The organism is Umezawaea endophytica (genome assembly GCF_025061645.1).
Lineage (GTDB): Bacteria > Actinomycetota > Actinomycetes > Mycobacteriales > Pseudonocardiaceae > Umezawaea > Umezawaea endophytica.
This window is the reverse complement of sequence record NZ_JANYMP010000044.1, coordinates 1-14,146: the sequence shown is the minus strand read 5'-3', so window position 1 is coordinate 14,146 and position 14,146 is coordinate 1. Positions and strand designations below refer to the sequence as shown.

Below are 14,146 nucleotides of genomic sequence, written 5' to 3'. Positions count from 1 at the left end.
TTGCCCGCGTGAGCGACGAGCTGGTTCCCAACGACCCCACTCGGATGCGCGCGTCCGATGCCGACCGCGAGCGCGTGGCGCAGGTGCTGCACAAGGCGGCCGCCGAGGGCAGGCTGGACCTGCACGAACTGGACGAACGGCTGGGTGCCACGTACTCGGCCAAGACCTACGGCGAACTGGTGCCGATCACCTCCGACCTCGGGGTGCCCTCACCCGCCTTGCTGCCCGCGGTGCCGCAGCACGCCGCGGTGGACCGGATCGGGGGCACGCCGGGGTCGTCGATCTCGTTCGCGTTCTGGTCCGGCTGCGACCGCAAGGGCGACTGGGTCGTCCCGCGCTACCACAACGCCGTGGCCATCATGGGCGGCGTCACGCTGGACCTCACCCAGGCCCGGTTCGCCGAGGCCGAGGTGACGATCAACGTGTTCGCGTTCTGGGGCGGTGTGGACATCGTCGTGCCCGAGGAGGTGACGGTGATCGTCAGCGGTGTGGGGTTCATGGGGGCGTTCGAGAACCGGACCACGTCTACCCCGTCGATCCCCGGAGGGCCGGTGGTGCGGATTACCGGGTTGGCGCTGATGGGGGGCGTGGACGTGAAGCGGCCCAAGAGGAAGAAGATCAAGAACAAGGATCGGGATCGGCCGGAGCTGGAGTCCTGATCGTTGGTTGGTTGGACTGCTGATCGTTGGTTGGCTGGAGTCCTGATCGTTTGAGGTGGGGGTTTGCTCGCGCCTTTGTCGGGGGTGGGTCTCCCTCACCCCGCTCGCGCGATTGTCTCGATCTTTGATCTTGGTTTGTCAAGGCGGGAAAGATGCCTTGACAAACCAAGATCAAAGAGGAGGGCGCTTCGGATCGGGGTGCGGGAGGTGTGCTCGGGTGACCTGGTGGTCGGGTTGCGTCGGGCCGGGTCAGTCGGGTCGCCGGGGTGGGGTTGCGGACGTTTGAAGTAGCTGCGTAGGCGTGCGGGTGGGTTGCGGGCGTTCGAAGTAGTTGCGTCGGCGTGCGGGTGGGTTGTGGGCTTGCGGGTGAGCCGTTGGGGGCAGTGGGTGGCGGTGGCGCCGCGACCGGCGCTTCGGGCCCCCGAAGGTGTGGTGTGGATCTCTCCTGACCTGCGGAAACCCGTTCGCTTGGGACGGGCGTGCCAGTCCGCTTAGAGTGGGTCCCATGGCTGCCGCTCCGTCACCATCGCCGTTGGCACCGCTGCCACCGGCCCTTGCCGATGCCGTTCGGGACGACGCTTCGCTGCGTCGGTTCCTGCACGGTCTGCCCGGCGTCGACCAAGTTGGCGTGGAACAACGCGCGGCTGGTCTGGCAACGCGCAGCATCAAGAAGGCCTCGAAGATGTGGGCCATCGACACCGCGATCTCCATGGTGGACCTGACCACGCTCGAAGGGGCGGACACCGCCGGGAAGGTGCGGTCGCTCGCGGCCAAGGCGCGGCGGCCCGATCCGGATCGGGGTGAGGTGCCGAAGGTGGCCGCGGTCTGCGTGTACCCGGACATGGTGGCCACGGCGAAGGCCGAGTTGGAGGGTACGGGGGTGCACGTCGCGAGTGTGGCGACGGCGTTCCCGTCCGGGCGGTCGATCATGGCCGTGAAGCTCGCCGACACGCGGTACGCGGTGGAGCAGGGCGCTGACGAGATCGACATGGTGATCGACCGCGGCGCGTTCCTGTCCGGGAACTACGGCGCGGTGTTCGACGAGATCCGGCAGGTCAAGGAGGCGTGCGGGGCCGCGCACCTCAAGGTGATCCTGGAGACCGGCGAGCTGGCGACCTACGACAACGTGCGGCGCGCGTCGTGGCTGGCGCTGCTGGCGGGCGGGGACTTCATCAAGACGTCGACCGGCAAGGTGGCGCCCGCGGCGACGCTGCCGGTGACGCACGTGATGCTCCAGGCCGTGCGGGACTGGCACCGGCAGACCGGTGAGCTGCGCGGGGTGAAGCCCGCGGGCGGGATCCGGAGCACCAAGGACGCGATCAAGTACCTGGTGGCCGTGCACGAGGTCGCGGGGCCCGAGTGGCTGACCGCCGACCTGTTCCGGTTCGGCGCCTCGACCCTGCTCAACGACCTGCTGATGCAGCGGCGGACCCAGTTGGACGGCCACTACAGCGGCCCCGACTACGTGACGGTGGACTGAGGACGATGAGTCAGCTCTGGGAATACGCCCCGGCTCCCGAGTCGCGGGACATCGCGAACCTGAAGCCCGCGTACAAGATGTTCGTGGACGGCGAGTTCGTCGAGGGCTCCGGCGAGCCGCTGAAGACGATCAACCCCGGCACCGAGGAGGTGCTCGCGGAGGTCAGCACGGCGTCACCGTCCGATGTGGACACGGCGGTCAAGGTCGCCCGCCGCGCGTACGACCGGGTGTGGGGCAAGATGCCCGGCACCGAGCGGGCGAAGTACATCTACCGGATCGCGAGGTTGATCCAGGAACGCTCGCGCGAGCTGGCGGTGCTGGAGAGCCTGGACAACGGCAAGCCGATCAAGGAGTCGCGGGACGTCGACGTCCCCACGGCCGCCGCGCACTTCTTCTACCACGCGGGCTGGGCGGACAAGCTGTCCTACGCGGGGTACGGGCCGGACCCGCGGCCGCTGGGCGTGGCGGGTCAGGTGATCCCGTGGAACTTCCCGCTGCTGATGGCGGCGTGGAAGATCGCGCCCGCGCTGGCGACCGGCAACACGGTGGTGCTCAAGCCCGCCGAGACGACGCCGCTGACGGCGCTGGTGCTGGCCGAGATCATCCAGCAGGCCGACCTGCCGCCGGGTGTGGTCAACATCCTGCCGGGCGCGGGTGACACCGGTGCCGCGCTGGTCGGGCACGCGGACGTCGACAAGGTGGCGTTCACCGGGTCGACCGAGGTCGGCAAGCTGATCCAGAGCCAACTGGCGGGGACCGGCAAGAAGCTGACGCTGGAACTGGGCGGCAAGGCGGCGAACATCGTGTTCGACGACGCGCCGGTCGACCAGGCCGTCGAGGGCATCGTCAACGGCATCTTCTTCAACCAGGGCCACGTCTGCTGCGCGGGTTCGCGCCTGCTGCTCCAGGAGTCGATCGCCGAGGAGTTCCTGGAGAAGCTGCGGATCCGGGTGTCGACGCTGCGCGTCGGCGACCCGCTGGACAAGAACACCGACGTCGGCGCGATCAACTCGCGCGAGCAGCTCACCAAGATCCAGGAGCTGGCCGCGGCGGGCGAGGCCGAGGGCGCCGAGCGCTGGACGAGCGCGTGCCCGTTGCCGGACAAGGGTTTCTACTTCGCTCCCACGGTGTTCTCCGGGGTGTCGCAGGCGATGCGGATCGCCCGCGAGGAGATCTTCGGGCCGGTGCTGTCGGTGCTCACGTTCCGCACGCCGGACGAGGCCGTGGCGAAGGCGAACAACACGCCGTACGGGCTGTCCGCGGGCATCTGGACCGACAAGGGCTCGCGCATCCTGTGGGCGGCGCAGAAGATGCGCGCCGGTGTGGTGTGGGCCAACACGTTCAACCGCTTCGACCCCACCGCCCCGTTCGGCGGCTACCAGGAGTCGGGCTTCGGTCGCGAGGGCGGCCGGGCCGGGCTGGAGGCGTACCTCGATGTCTGAGAACAGGATCGCCGTCGCGAAGACGTACAAGCTCTACATCGGGGGGAAGTTCCCGCGGTCGGAGTCCGCTCGCAGCTATCCCGTGACCGACAGCAAGGGCGCGTTCCTGGCGAACGCCGCCCAGGGGTCCCGCAAGGACGCGCGGGACGCGGTTTCGGCCGCCCGCAAGGCTTTCGCGGGCTGGTCGGGCGCCACGGCGTACAACCGCGGCCAGGTGCTGTACCGGGTGGCCGAGGTGCTCGAAGGCCGTCGCGAGCAGTTCGCCGCCGAGGTGTCCGCCGCCGAGGGCATCGGTGTGAAGAAGGCGCAGGCGCTGGTGGACGCGGCGATCGACCGCTGGGTCTGGTACGCGGGCTGGACGGACAAGATCGCCGCCGTCCTCGGCAGCTCGAACCCGGTCGCAGGCCCGTACTTCTCGTTCTCCACGCCCGAGCCGACCGGTGTCGTCGCGGTGCTCGCGCCGCAGCGGTCGTCGCTGCTGGGCCTGGTCAGCGTGGTGGCCCCGGTGATCGCGTCCGGCAACACGGCCGTCGTGGTCACCAGCGAGGACCGGCCGCTGCCCGCGATCACGCTGTCGGAGGTGCTGGCCACGTCCGACCTCCCCGGTGGTGTGGTGAACCTGCTGACCGGCCGGACCGCGGAGATCGCGCCCTGGCTGGCGTCACACGCGGACGTCAACGCGCTGGACCTGACCGGTGCCCCCGACGCGCTCCGCGCCGACCTGGAGCGGTCCGCGGCGGGCACCGTCAAGCGGGTCCTGCGCACCCGAGCGGGCGAGGACTTCACCGCGGAGCCGGACACCAGCCGCCTGCGGGCGTACCTGGAGACCAAGACGGTCTGGCACCCGACGGGCGTGTGACGTGACGACCAGCACCGCGGCCGCCGCGAGCCACCCGGCCGCGGCGCCCGCGGTGTTGGTCATCAGGTCGTCCACGTCGAAGATCCGGTGCCCCGCGGTCAACTGAGCGGTCTCGATCCCCAGCGACACGGCGAAACCGAGCGCGACCGTCCTCATCGGACGGAGGTGCCACAGCCGCTTCCCGAAGAACCCCAGCGGCGCGAACAGCAGCACGTTCAACGCCATCTGCTGGAACGTCAGCGTGGCCAGCGCCCGCGACGCGGGTTGCCCGTGCTTCGCCAACTCCGTCCCGATGTCCGCCACCCACTGGAACGGCACCGGCTGGAACACCTGCTCCGGCGTCGGCCCGCCGAGCGGCAGCAGCACCAGACCGACCAGGGCGCACGAGTACAGCAGCGCGGCGCTCGCGGTGACCAGGCGCTTCGGCTTGGCGAGGAGCAGGACGGGCCACAGGACGGCGAAGCCGACGAGTCCCCATCCGATGGCCACGAGCTGTGCGTTCGTCATGCTTCGACGCTAGGAGCGGGCCCCGTGAGCGGGCATCGGTCGGAGAGCCCCCGCGGGGGCATCCCGTCGGCCGTTCGGCCGACCGTCCGGGTAGTCCCGTGGACTGATCAGCCGTACGCACCAGGGACCAGTGCCTCGCGGAAGAGCCCGCGCAGGGGGTCCGTCGAACCGGCCATGCTGATCCGGCAGGCCTCGTTGTACGAGGCCGGGTCGAGCAGCCCGAAGTCGATCCGCCGCCCGGCGTGCAGCGCGAGCTGGCGGAAGAACGCCCGCTGCGCCCGCCCGTTGCCCTCGCGGAACGGGTGCAGCGCGTTCACCTCGGCGTAGAAGTAGGTGAACCGGTCGAGGAACCCCTCGTCGTCCTCGGTGGCCAGGTGGTGCTCCGCGCGCAGCCGCCCGAACACGTCGGCGGCGTAGGACTCGATGTGCGCCCAGTGCGCGAACGTCGCCGTGCGGGTCAGGTCGACCCGGCGGACCTCCCCGGCCCACGGGTACACGTCGCCGAACAGGTGCCGGTGGAACGCCCGCAGGTGCGCGAGGTCGAACCGGCCGGGCAGCGTCACGGCCTTGAGCTGCGCGTCGCGCAGGAACGTCGCTTCGGCCTCGACCTGCCGCAACAGCACCGCGTCGACCACGCCGAGCTTGTTGATCAGCACCTTCGAGCCGGGATCGAGGTAGGGATCCTCGGCGGTCACGATCGGAGCAGTGCCTCGATCCGCCGCGCCACGGCCTCGTCCGCGTCGACCTCGCCGCGCACGACCGCTCGCGCGGCCTCCAGCGCCTCGGTGGACACGGCGAGCCCTTCGAGCCCCACCGACGCCCGCGCTTCCGCCACGGCCGTCTCGGGGTCGCTGGTGAGCCTGCGGAAGTACCGCCGCATCGCCTCGTGCGGGATCGGCGCGCTGCTGGGCTCGGAGTCCGGGAGGCCGCCGCGCGCGGAGCGCCACGGTTCCTCCTCGTGCGCCATCTCGCTCAGCTCGTGCCTGCTGAACCCGCCGTACCGCTCGACGACCGACGCCACGACCGCGCGCTCGGCCGCCGACAGCCCGGACGGGTCGCCCTCGTCCCACGAGTGCACCTCGGTCAGGCCGACGTGCCGCCGGTAGACCTCCGGCACCACGGGACCGCGCTGCCACGCCTCGATCGGCGCGTCGAACAGCGCCGTGCCGCGGCGCGCGAGGTGCCACGCCTGGCTGTAGTAGAGGAGCTTCTGGAGCTTCATCGGCGACTCGGGCCCGGTGGCGGCCAGCAGCGCCGCCGCCACGTCGTGGACGTCGGCCATGCCACCCCCTCAAGCCACGTGAGCTGCGGTTTCAGCTCCCCCGATCATACCGGACCAGCGGGTCAGCCGGTGCGCCAGTCCAGCCGCCCGTCGTGCGTGACCAGTGGTTCGCAGTGGCCGAGCCTGCTGCGCTGCTCCAGCGCCGTCGCGACCTGGTCGAGCATCTCCGTGACGGACGTCCACTCCGGTTTCACCATCTCGTGGCACTCCCGGTCCCACTCCACGACGCAGCCCGACAGCACACCGGGACGCATGTCGACGGCCAGCGCGTCACCGCAGCCGTCGAACGCGATCGGTAACCACAACGGGTGAAACCCGGTGGTGGGCGTGCCCGCCTCGGTGTCGAACTCGGACGGCCAGAAACCGCGTTTCAGCCGCCAGGAGCGCAGCGCGTCAGTAGGTCCGATCGGCGTGTAGAACGGCGGGAGCACCTCGGCGAACGCCAGGTTCTCCGTGCCGCCGCACACCGACCACCACGTCCGGAGCTCGTCCGGGGGGACGAGTCCTGTTTCCAGCGAAAGCGCCTGCACCGCTGCCGGGTCCTCACCATCGCGCAACTCGGAACCGGTCACCGGGGCGTGCTCTCCGAGCCAGTCCACTATCCGCTTCCAGTGCACCAGAACACCCACGTGTCCATGATCAAGGCGACCCGCCGGGCGTGGTACCGCTCATCGGGGCACGATCAGGGCGAACGGGCTGGTCGAAAGCCCACACGGCACCGCGGCGGATGGTGCAGGATTCCCGGAGCAGGGTCGGGGGAACGCCGGGGAGGGCGGTCCCGTCCAACGTCTTGGAGGGGGTGGGACCGTGGTGGAGAAGTCATTCGGCGTCGACACCGACGCGCTGGCGTCGTTCGGCACGACCGCGGCGGGACTGGGCACCGAACTGGGCGCGGTGGGCACGTCGACGCTCACCGGCGTCGACTCGCTGCCCGCCGACGCGTTCGGGAAGCTCGGCGGCGAGGTGGGTCTGGCCGCGGCCTTCCAGCAGGCCGCCAAGGCCCAGTTGGAGGCCGTCGCGGCCGCGGCGACGGGCCTGTCGGGCTTCGCGACGGCCGTGGCGAACGCGGGCACCGCCTACGCCGAGCAGCAGACGCAGGCCAAGGACGACATCAAGCGCAGCTACCAGGTCTGAGCAAGGGGAACGGTTCGTGGTCGACGTTGCGGGGTTCATCTCATCGCTGGTCCAGCCGATGCGGGACCACCTCGCCAAGCTGGAGGGCGACACCGGTGGCGCGACGCGCGCCGCGGACGCGTTCACCAGGGCGAGCACCGCGCTGACCGACATCGACGGTCGGCACACCGGGGCCGCCAACGCGGTGCTGGGCACCTGGTACGGCGACAAGGCCAACACCTTCCAGTCGCGGGTCGCGACGCTGTCCGGGGGCGTGCAGGCGGTGGCGCGCAACGCCACCACCGCGCAGACCGCCGCCACCAGCGCCGTGACCGCGGTGACGACCGGCCGCACGGCCATCCAGGGCGTGATCGACGAGTTCATCTCCTATGCGACGCCGCGGCTGGCGGCGGCGGTCGGCGCGGGCCTCTTCGGCGGTCCGGGCGCGGCCATCGCCGTGGCCGCGTCGATCACGAACGAGGCGCACAAGTACGAGGCCCGCTCGGCGGGTGAGCTCCAGAAGGTGCGCGACCAGTTGACCGCGGCCGTGGCGCAGCTCAACGGGCTGGAGAAGCCCGACACGGGCGCGCTGAAGGCGTTGGCCGAGCCGATCGGCATCGAGCTGAGCGAGGCCACGACGACCACGTCCAGCGCGAGCACGACCACCGGCGGCGACCCGGCCGCCCCACCGTCCACCGGGTCGAACAGCGGCGGCGGGTCGGGTGGTGGCGGTACCGGCGGCGGTGGCGGCGGTGGAGGAGGAAGCGCCGGAGGCGGGGGTGGCGGAGGAGGCGGGGGCACCGGTCCGCGACTGCCGGTCGCGATCCCGCCGCAGCCCGGTTCGGGCGTTGGCGTGAACCTGCCGGACGGCAGCAGCGCCGAGGCGCCGAACGAGCAGGCCGCCGCGGCCGTGCGCAACGCGCTGTCCGCGCTCGGCACGCCGTACGTGTGGGGCGGGGCGAACCCGCCGCAGGGCACGGATTGCAGCGGACTGACCCAGTGGGCCTACGCGGGCGCCGGGTTCGACCTGCCGCGGCCCGCGTCGTCGCAGGCGATGGGCGCCTCGGTGCCCGCCGACCAACTGCTGCCCGGCGACCTCGTGGTGTGGAGCGGGCACGTGGCGATGGTGATCGGCAACGGCCAGATCGTGGAGGCGGGCGACCCCGTCCAGGTCGGCAACCTGCGGACCAGCAACAGCGGCATGGAGTTCTACGGCTTCTACCGGCCGACGGCCTGATCAGCGCGGGGCGTACATGATCAGCCCCACGCCGAGCAGGCAGACCAGCGCGCCCGTGACGTCCCACCGGTCCGGCCGGTAGCCGTCGACGAGCGCGCCCCACACCAGCGACCCGGCCACGAACACCCCGCCGTACGCGGCGAGGATCCGGCCGAAGTGGGCGTCCGGCTGGAGCGTCGCGACGAAGCCGTACAGGCCGAGCGCGATCACCCCGCCGCCGATCCACAGCCAGCCGCGGTGCTCGCGGACGCCCTGCCACACCAGCCAGGCGCCACCGATCTCCGCGACGGCGGCCAACGCGAACAGCAGAACCGACCGGAGCACGAGCATGCGGCCAACGTAGTGGCCGCCGTTCCGGCACACTGACCGGAAAGGGGGTGGGCACGTGAGTGATCTCGACGACCAGGTCGGCGCGGAGATCGACCGCGCGAACCAGCGGGTGGTGGAGACCGAGCGGAGGGTCGCCGACCTCCTGGCCCGCGGCGGCCCGGTGCTGGGCCGCGCGACCTCAGCGGACGGCACCATCACCGTGGTCACGCCGCCCGGCGCCCCGCCGTCGGAGGTCCAGGTCGAGCCCGGCGCGCTGCGCATGGGCCCGGACGCGCTGGCCGCCGAGATCGTCCGCGTCGCCGCGCGCGCCGCCCGTGACGCGGGCGCCCGCCTGCACCGCTCGCTGGGCCGCGTCGTCGACCCCGGCACCGCGAACGGCCTCGCCGAACTCGGCTTCGAGCCGAGGGCCGACGAACCCGGCCCGGAACGGTGGTCCCGGTGAACGAGGTCGACCGCGCCGAACAGCGCAGGCAGGCGGCGGAGCGGTTGACCGAGGTGCTGGCGGGCTCCACGGGGACGGCCGAGCACCCGAGCGGCATGGCGGTGGCCACGGCGACCGCGTCCGGTGAGCTGACGTGGCTGCGCCTGCACCCCCACGCGCTCGGGCACGGCCCGCGGGCCGTCGGGCAGCTCGTGGTCGAGACCGCGAAGCTGGCGACCGACGCCGCCGTGCAGCACGGGTACAACGAGCTGGCGAAATCGTTGGGCGACAGCGTGGCCATCGCGATCGAGGGCTTCGCCGGGCCGCCACCGTTCCGCACCGCCGCCGACGCCGCGGGCCAGGCGCCGTACACCGACGCCCCACCTCAGCAGGGCGCCCAACCGATGTCCCCGCAGCCCCACGGGTTCCACGGCGAGGTCCAGCCCGCGTTCCGGACCGACGAGCAGCCGCCGTACGGCGGCACGATCGAGCCGCCCGCCGAACCCCCGCCCGCTCGGCCGTTCGCACCAGCACCGCAGCCGCCCGCGCAGGCCGGTCGCAAGCCCCGCCCCCCGGTGGACGACGATGACGACGCGTACTTCGCGGACCCGTTCGGCACCGGCGGTTTCCGCCCTTGATCCACCCCGTAGGCTTTGCCGCGCATCCGCACGGCATGGTGTGACCTGGAGGTCTGATGGCGCAGGACATCGTCCCTATCGAACTGGGGCTGACCCAGGGGGACCTGGTCACGCTGTGGGCTCCCCGCTGGCGTGAAGAGGGTGAGGAGTGGGAGGCCTTCCTCGGGCACGAGGAGGACCTGTACGCGTTCCCCGACGCCGCCCACCTCGCGGCGTTCGTCCGCAAGGTCGAGGAGCACGACCTGACCGACCACCCGGCGTGGCACTCGGTGCCCGCGCTGTCGGTCGGCGACCTCGAACCGGACGACAACCACCAGTTCGACCTGGTCGGCGTGCCCGAGCTGGTCGCGGACGACCCCGACACGTGGGTGATCGGCGAGCTGGCCGACGTCATCGCGATCGTGCGCTCGCTCGCGGACGTGTGCGACCTGGAGAAGGTGCACGAGGTGCTGGACTCGGCGGAGGGCTTCTCGCTCCTGCCGCAGGGCACGCTGCCGTTCAGCGGTCGCGAGGGCGCCGCGCTGTGGACCGAGCTGTCCGAGGTCATCGCCGAGAAGTGGGACGACGTGCTCGACGCCATCGACGGCGTCGTGACGACTCCGGACGTGGACGAGGGCGTGCTCGCCGGCGCGCAGAAGGAACTCGCGATCCTCGAGGAGGCGCGGACCGCCGCGGCCGCCGAGGACGACGACGCGGACGAGGACGACGAGGACGAACCGACCGGGTTCTGGGCCGAGGTCGGCATCGACCCGATCAAGGTCATCACCGGTCAGGGCGAGTACTACACGCTGCGCTGCTACCTGGACGACCAGCCGGTGTTCCTGGGCCGCAAGGGCCGCATCGACGCGTTCTCGTCACCGCGCGCGCTGTCGCGCTTCCTGGTCGAGGCCGAGGACAACGACCTCGCCGAGGTGTCGACCTACCAGGAGATCGTCGTCAAGGCGACCGGCGGCGACCTGGAGGTCGACGTCGACCCGGACAACGTCTACGTGCTGACCGGCTTGGACGAGGACATCGCCGACGGCCCGGACTCGGTAGACCCGACGCAGCTCGACCTCGCGGTGGAGCTGTTCGAGGACGCCGCCGAATGGGCGCACGACGACAGCGTGAAGCTCGCGCTGAACAAGTCCGAGAGCCTCGGCTGGCTGGTGTCCTACGTGCTCAAGCCCGACCCCACGCGGCTCGCACCGAGCGCGCCGTTCGAGGCCGAGGTCACGTCGTGGCGCGCGCTGTCCGCCGCGTTCGAGGACCGGCTGAACATCCACTAGCCGTGACGAACGAAGAGGGCCCCCGCCGACGTCGACGGGGGCCCTCTTCGTTGGCCATCAGGCCTTCAGGGCCGCGTAACCGGGGACGATCACGTCGTTGATGATCGCGTTGCGCTCGGCGAACGGGATGAACGCGGACTTCATCGCGTTGATCGCGAACGTCTCCAGGTCGTCCCAGCCGTAGCCGAACGCCTCGACCAGCGCGGCGTTCTCGCCGGACGCGGAGCACTGGCTCATCAGCCGGTTGTCGGTGTTGACGGTGACCCGCAGGCCCGCCTTGTACAGCTTGTCGAACGGGTGCTCGGCGTGCGTCTTCGCGATGCCGGTGTGCAGGTTCGACGTCGGCGCCACCTCCAGCGCGATGCGCCGGTCGCGCACGTAGCTCGCCACCCGGCCCAGCTCGGCGTGCTCGCCGTCGAACTTGATGTCCTCGACGATCCGCACGCCGTGGCCCAGCCGCTCGGCGCCGCAGAGCTGCACGGCCTCCCAGACGGACTCCACGCCCGCCGCCTCGCCCGCGTGGATGGTGAAGTGGGCGTTCTCCTTGCGGAGGTACTCGAACGCCTCCAGGCCGCGGGTGGGCTCGAAGCCCGCCTCGGGACCGGCGATGTCGAAGCCGACGACACCCGCGTCGCGGTACTTCACGGCCAGCTCGGCGTAGGGCAGCCAGCCGTCGTTCTGCCGCATCGCGCACAGCAGCGTGCCGACGCGGATCCGCTTCCCGGTCGCGGCGGCGTTGCGCTCGCCCTGGCGGAAGCCCTCCTGGATGGCCTCCACGACCTGTTCCAGGCCCATACCGCGCTCGGTGAACAGCTCGGGGGCGTAGCGGACCTCGGCGTAGACCACGCCGTCCGCCGCCAGGTCCTCGGCGGCTTCGGCGGCGACCCGCACCAGCGCGGCCTCGTCCTGCATGACGCCGCAGGTGTGCGCGAAGCCCTCGAGGTAGCGGACGAGGGAGCCGGAGTCGGCGTTCTCGCGGAACCAGTCGCCGAGCTGAGCGGCGTCGGTGGTGGGCAGTCCGGGGTGGCCGGACGCCTCGGCGAGCTCGATCACCGTCTGGGGACGGAGGCCACCGTCCAGGTGGTCGTGCAGCAGCACCTTGGGCGCGCTGCGGATGGCCTCCAGGGCAAGGGGAGTCGACATGTCGGACACGTTATACCTGGCGACACGCCGTGCGATCAGCACCGCAAACGATCTTGGAGGCTCTATGATCAAATCTCGCGTTACCTTGATCGCCTGAAACAACCCGGTCGTGTGGCCACAAGACGTTGCGCACTCGTGATGCGCTACGGACCGCGATCGGGAATCGGGCTTTAGTCACTCACACGGTCGCGAATCCCGCGCAGGAGTGGTCTACCTCCGCTCAGTTACCGCCGAGTAACCCCATGGCCGTTAACTCGAATGGAGTAGTCACTCGCTGAAACCGGGCGATCCAGGCCGGGGGGTGGTACAAACTCGGGCCCCAACCTGGATAGGCTCCCGGAAGTCTCCCCCTCCCCTGGACGAAGGCATTCAGCCGTGACCGAGAACACCAGCTCCACGATGTCCTTCGACCGGATGCGCAACATGCTCACGCGCGCCGCGGAGATTCGTGAGAGCGAGCAGCAGCAGATCTTCGATGCTCTGGACGAGATCCACGCGCGGATGTCTCCGCTCGAATCGCTGGGTTCCGTTCGCAAGCGCCTCTCCGAGCTGCCCGACCGGACCGAGGTCAGCGTGCTGGCCGAGCGCCTGGACGAGGCACTGTCCAAGCTGGAGGCGCAGGACACCGCCGTCCAGGGCATCAGCCGGGCCGTCGACGGCCTGGTCGACAAGCTCGCCAAGCCGTTCGCGCAGCTCGACGGCCGCCTGGACGGCGTCGCGGGCCGCTTCGAGGGCGTCGCGGGCCGCATGGACGGCCTCGAGGACAAGCTCGCGCACATCCACAAGCGCATCGACGACCTCGACGGCCACCTCGACAAGCAGGACGGCAAGACCGAGCAGCTCCCCGCTCTCGTCACCGGCCCCCTGCGCGAACGCATCGAGGCCCTCGAAGCCTCCCTGCGCGGCCGCCTGGACGAGGTCGACGAGGGCGTCCACGAGCACCTCGACGGCACCCGCGAGGGCCTGCAGAAGTCCCTCACGGACTCCGCCAACGCCCTCCACGGCCGCTTGGACGAGAACCGCGACAACCTCAACAACACCCGCGACGGCTTGCACGCGTCCCTCACCGAATCCCGAGACAGCCTGCACTCATCCCTCGCGGACACCCGCAGCACCGTCAACGGCAAACTGGACGAGGCCCGCGAAGCACTGCACACCGCGCTTGAGGAAACCCGCGACCAGGTAGACGCCACCGACCGCCTCGAGGCCCTGGCCCAGCGCCTGGAGCAGGTCACCTCCCGCCTGGACACCATGACCAACCGCCTCGACGCGGTGGAGGACGACTTCACCGCCCGCCTGGGCGAACTGTCCGGCGTAGTGGAGCAGGGCCTGGTCAAGGTAGAGGGCTCAGTAGCAGCCCGCCCGGACGTGGAATCCCTCACGTCCCTGGTCCGCAAGAGCAACCAGGAATCCGAACTGCGCATCGGCGGCCAACTGGACGAGGCCATGGCCACCTTCGCAGAACTAATCCTGGGCGGCGGCTCCCCCACCCCACCCCCACCCCCCACGGCCCTCCCAAGGCCCCAGCGCCGCACCCGCAAGAACGGCCAGAAGCCCCCAGGCAAGGAACACCTGGACGACGACGAAATGGCCGCAGAAGGCGCATAGACAACACAAACCAAAAACGAAGGGCCCGACTCCACACCACGGAGTCGGGCCCTTCGCCATACCACCACCACAACATGCCAAAGCCTTTAACTAAATCTTTTATCTTTCCCTACCCACCCAACCCCAACAAAACCGCACGCCGCCTACACAACCGTGGCC

At 70.7% G+C, this 14,146-nt stretch carries 15 protein-coding genes and 1 pseudogene; 10 read left to right on the top strand and 6 right to left on the bottom strand.

Annotated elements, in window-relative coordinates:
* Window positions 1-8 precede the first annotated feature (8 nt).
* From NZH93_RS46330 to NZH93_RS46315, 4 genes are all read left to right on the top strand, one after another.
* The gene (locus NZH93_RS46330) at window positions 9-659 is read left to right on the top strand and encodes a DUF1707 SHOCT-like domain-containing protein (RefSeq protein WP_259629746.1); all 651 of its coding nucleotides are present in this window, start codon (window positions 9-11) and stop codon (window positions 657-659) included.
* 505 nt (window positions 660-1,164) lie between these two features.
* Window positions 1,165-2,139: a deoxyribose-phosphate aldolase gene (gene deoC, locus NZH93_RS46325; RefSeq protein ID WP_259629745.1), complete on the top strand. Its 975-nt coding sequence runs from the start codon at window positions 1,165-1,167 to the stop codon at window positions 2,137-2,139.
* A 5-nt stretch (window positions 2,140-2,144) separates the two neighbouring features.
* Entirely contained in the window at window positions 2,145-3,581 is a 1,437-nt protein-coding gene (locus NZH93_RS46320; protein WP_259629744.1) for an aldehyde dehydrogenase family protein, read from the top strand.
* Window positions 3,574-4,440, top strand: coding sequence for an aldehyde dehydrogenase family protein (locus NZH93_RS46315; RefSeq protein ID WP_259629743.1), 867 nt, complete (start codon window positions 3,574-3,576; stop codon window positions 4,438-4,440). Before NZH93_RS46320 ends, NZH93_RS46315 begins: the two co-directional genes overlap by 8 nt.
* 30 nt (window positions 4,441-4,470) lie before the next feature.
* Here NZH93_RS46315 and NZH93_RS46310 read toward each other — a convergent pair.
* From NZH93_RS46310 to NZH93_RS46295, 4 genes and pseudogenes are all read right to left on the bottom strand, one after another.
* A pseudogene (locus NZH93_RS46310) lies at window positions 4,471-4,947 on the bottom strand (VanZ family protein); the annotation flags it as partial.
* Window positions 4,948-5,054: 107 nt separating this feature from the next.
* Window positions 5,055-5,642: a Fic/DOC family protein gene (locus tag NZH93_RS46305; protein WP_259629742.1), complete on the bottom strand. Its 588-nt coding sequence runs from the start codon at window positions 5,640-5,642 to the stop codon at window positions 5,055-5,057.
* A complete protein-coding gene (locus NZH93_RS46300) occupies window positions 5,639-6,229 on the bottom strand; it encodes a type II toxin-antitoxin system antitoxin SocA domain-containing protein (protein WP_259629741.1) in 591 nt (196 codons plus the stop codon). The genes NZH93_RS46305 and NZH93_RS46300 overlap by 4 nt, the downstream gene beginning before the upstream one ends.
* A gap of 62 nt (window positions 6,230-6,291) precedes the next feature.
* Entirely contained in the window at window positions 6,292-6,858 is a 567-nt protein-coding gene (locus NZH93_RS46295; RefSeq protein WP_259629740.1) for an SMI1/KNR4 family protein, read from the bottom strand.
* Between the two features lie 178 nt (window positions 6,859-7,036).
* On the opposite strand from NZH93_RS46295, the gene NZH93_RS46290 reads away from it, so the two are divergent.
* Window positions 7,037-7,363 carry a hypothetical protein gene (locus tag NZH93_RS46290; RefSeq protein WP_259629739.1) on the top strand — a complete coding sequence of 109 codons (327 nt, stop codon included), beginning with the start codon at window positions 7,037-7,039 and terminating at the stop codon, window positions 7,361-7,363.
* A 16-nt stretch (window positions 7,364-7,379) separates the two neighbouring features.
* Complete coding sequence (locus tag NZH93_RS46285; protein WP_259629738.1) at window positions 7,380-8,579, top strand: C40 family peptidase; 1,200 nt, start codon at window positions 7,380-7,382, stop codon at window positions 8,577-8,579.
* Here the strand turns inward: NZH93_RS46285 and NZH93_RS46280 are convergent, their stop codons facing one another.
* A complete protein-coding gene (locus NZH93_RS46280) occupies window positions 8,580-8,909 on the bottom strand; it encodes a YnfA family protein (protein ID WP_259629737.1) in 330 nt (109 codons plus the stop codon).
* A 55-nt stretch (window positions 8,910-8,964) separates the two neighbouring features.
* Between NZH93_RS46280 and NZH93_RS46275 the strand changes: the two genes are divergently transcribed.
* Genes NZH93_RS46275 through NZH93_RS46265 form a run of 3 tightly spaced genes read left to right on the top strand, consistent with a single transcriptional unit; the run spans window position 8,965 to window position 11,236 of the window.
* Window positions 8,965-9,351: a hypothetical protein gene (locus NZH93_RS46275; protein WP_259629736.1), complete on the top strand. Its 387-nt coding sequence runs from the start codon at window positions 8,965-8,967 to the stop codon at window positions 9,349-9,351.
* Window positions 9,348-9,968, top strand: coding sequence for a YbaB/EbfC family nucleoid-associated protein (locus NZH93_RS46270; RefSeq protein ID WP_259629735.1), 621 nt, complete (start codon window positions 9,348-9,350; stop codon window positions 9,966-9,968). The genes NZH93_RS46275 and NZH93_RS46270 overlap by 4 nt, the downstream gene beginning before the upstream one ends.
* Before the next feature lie 56 nt (window positions 9,969-10,024).
* A complete protein-coding gene (locus tag NZH93_RS46265) occupies window positions 10,025-11,236 on the top strand; it encodes a SatS C-terminal domain-containing protein (RefSeq protein WP_259629734.1) in 1,212 nt (403 codons plus the stop codon).
* Between the two features lie 57 nt (window positions 11,237-11,293).
* On the opposite strand, the gene NZH93_RS46260 is transcribed toward NZH93_RS46265, so the two are convergent.
* A complete protein-coding gene (locus NZH93_RS46260; protein WP_259629733.1) occupies window positions 11,294-12,379 on the bottom strand; it encodes an adenosine deaminase in 1,086 nt (361 codons plus the stop codon).
* 414 nt (window positions 12,380-12,793) lie between these two features.
* Between NZH93_RS46260 and NZH93_RS46255 the strand changes: the two genes are divergently transcribed.
* The gene (locus NZH93_RS46255; RefSeq protein ID WP_276025309.1) at window positions 12,794-13,987 is read left to right on the top strand and encodes a hypothetical protein; all 1,194 of its coding nucleotides are present in this window, start codon (window positions 12,794-12,796) and stop codon (window positions 13,985-13,987) included.
* The last annotated feature ends 159 nt before the right edge of the window (window positions 13,988-14,146 follow it).

Excerpts from the sequence above, each read along its gene's own strand:
- NZH93_RS46255 (WP_276025309.1), top strand. The coding sequence starts at position 12,794 with ATGCGCAACATGCTCACGCGCGCCGCGGAGATTCGTGAGAGCGAGCAG.
- NZH93_RS46315 (WP_259629743.1), top strand. The coding sequence starts at position 3,574 with ATGTCTGAGAACAGGATCGCCGTCGCGAAGACGTACAAGCTCTACATC.
- deoC (WP_259629745.1), top strand. The coding sequence starts at position 1,165 with ATGGCTGCCGCTCCGTCACCATCGCCGTTGGCACCGCTGCCACCGGCC.
- NZH93_RS46260 (WP_259629733.1), bottom strand. The coding sequence starts at position 12,379 with ATGTCGACTCCCCTTGCCCTGGAGGCCATCCGCAGCGCGCCCAAGGTG.
- NZH93_RS46280 (WP_259629737.1), bottom strand. The coding sequence starts at position 8,909 with ATGCTCGTGCTCCGGTCGGTTCTGCTGTTCGCGTTGGCCGCCGTCGCG.
- NZH93_RS46320 (WP_259629744.1), top strand. The coding sequence starts at position 2,145 with ATGAGTCAGCTCTGGGAATACGCCCCGGCTCCCGAGTCGCGGGACATC.
- NZH93_RS46265 (WP_259629734.1), top strand. The coding sequence starts at position 10,025 with ATGGCGCAGGACATCGTCCCTATCGAACTGGGGCTGACCCAGGGGGAC.
- NZH93_RS46300 (WP_259629741.1), bottom strand. The coding sequence starts at position 6,229 with ATGGCCGACGTCCACGACGTGGCGGCGGCGCTGCTGGCCGCCACCGGG.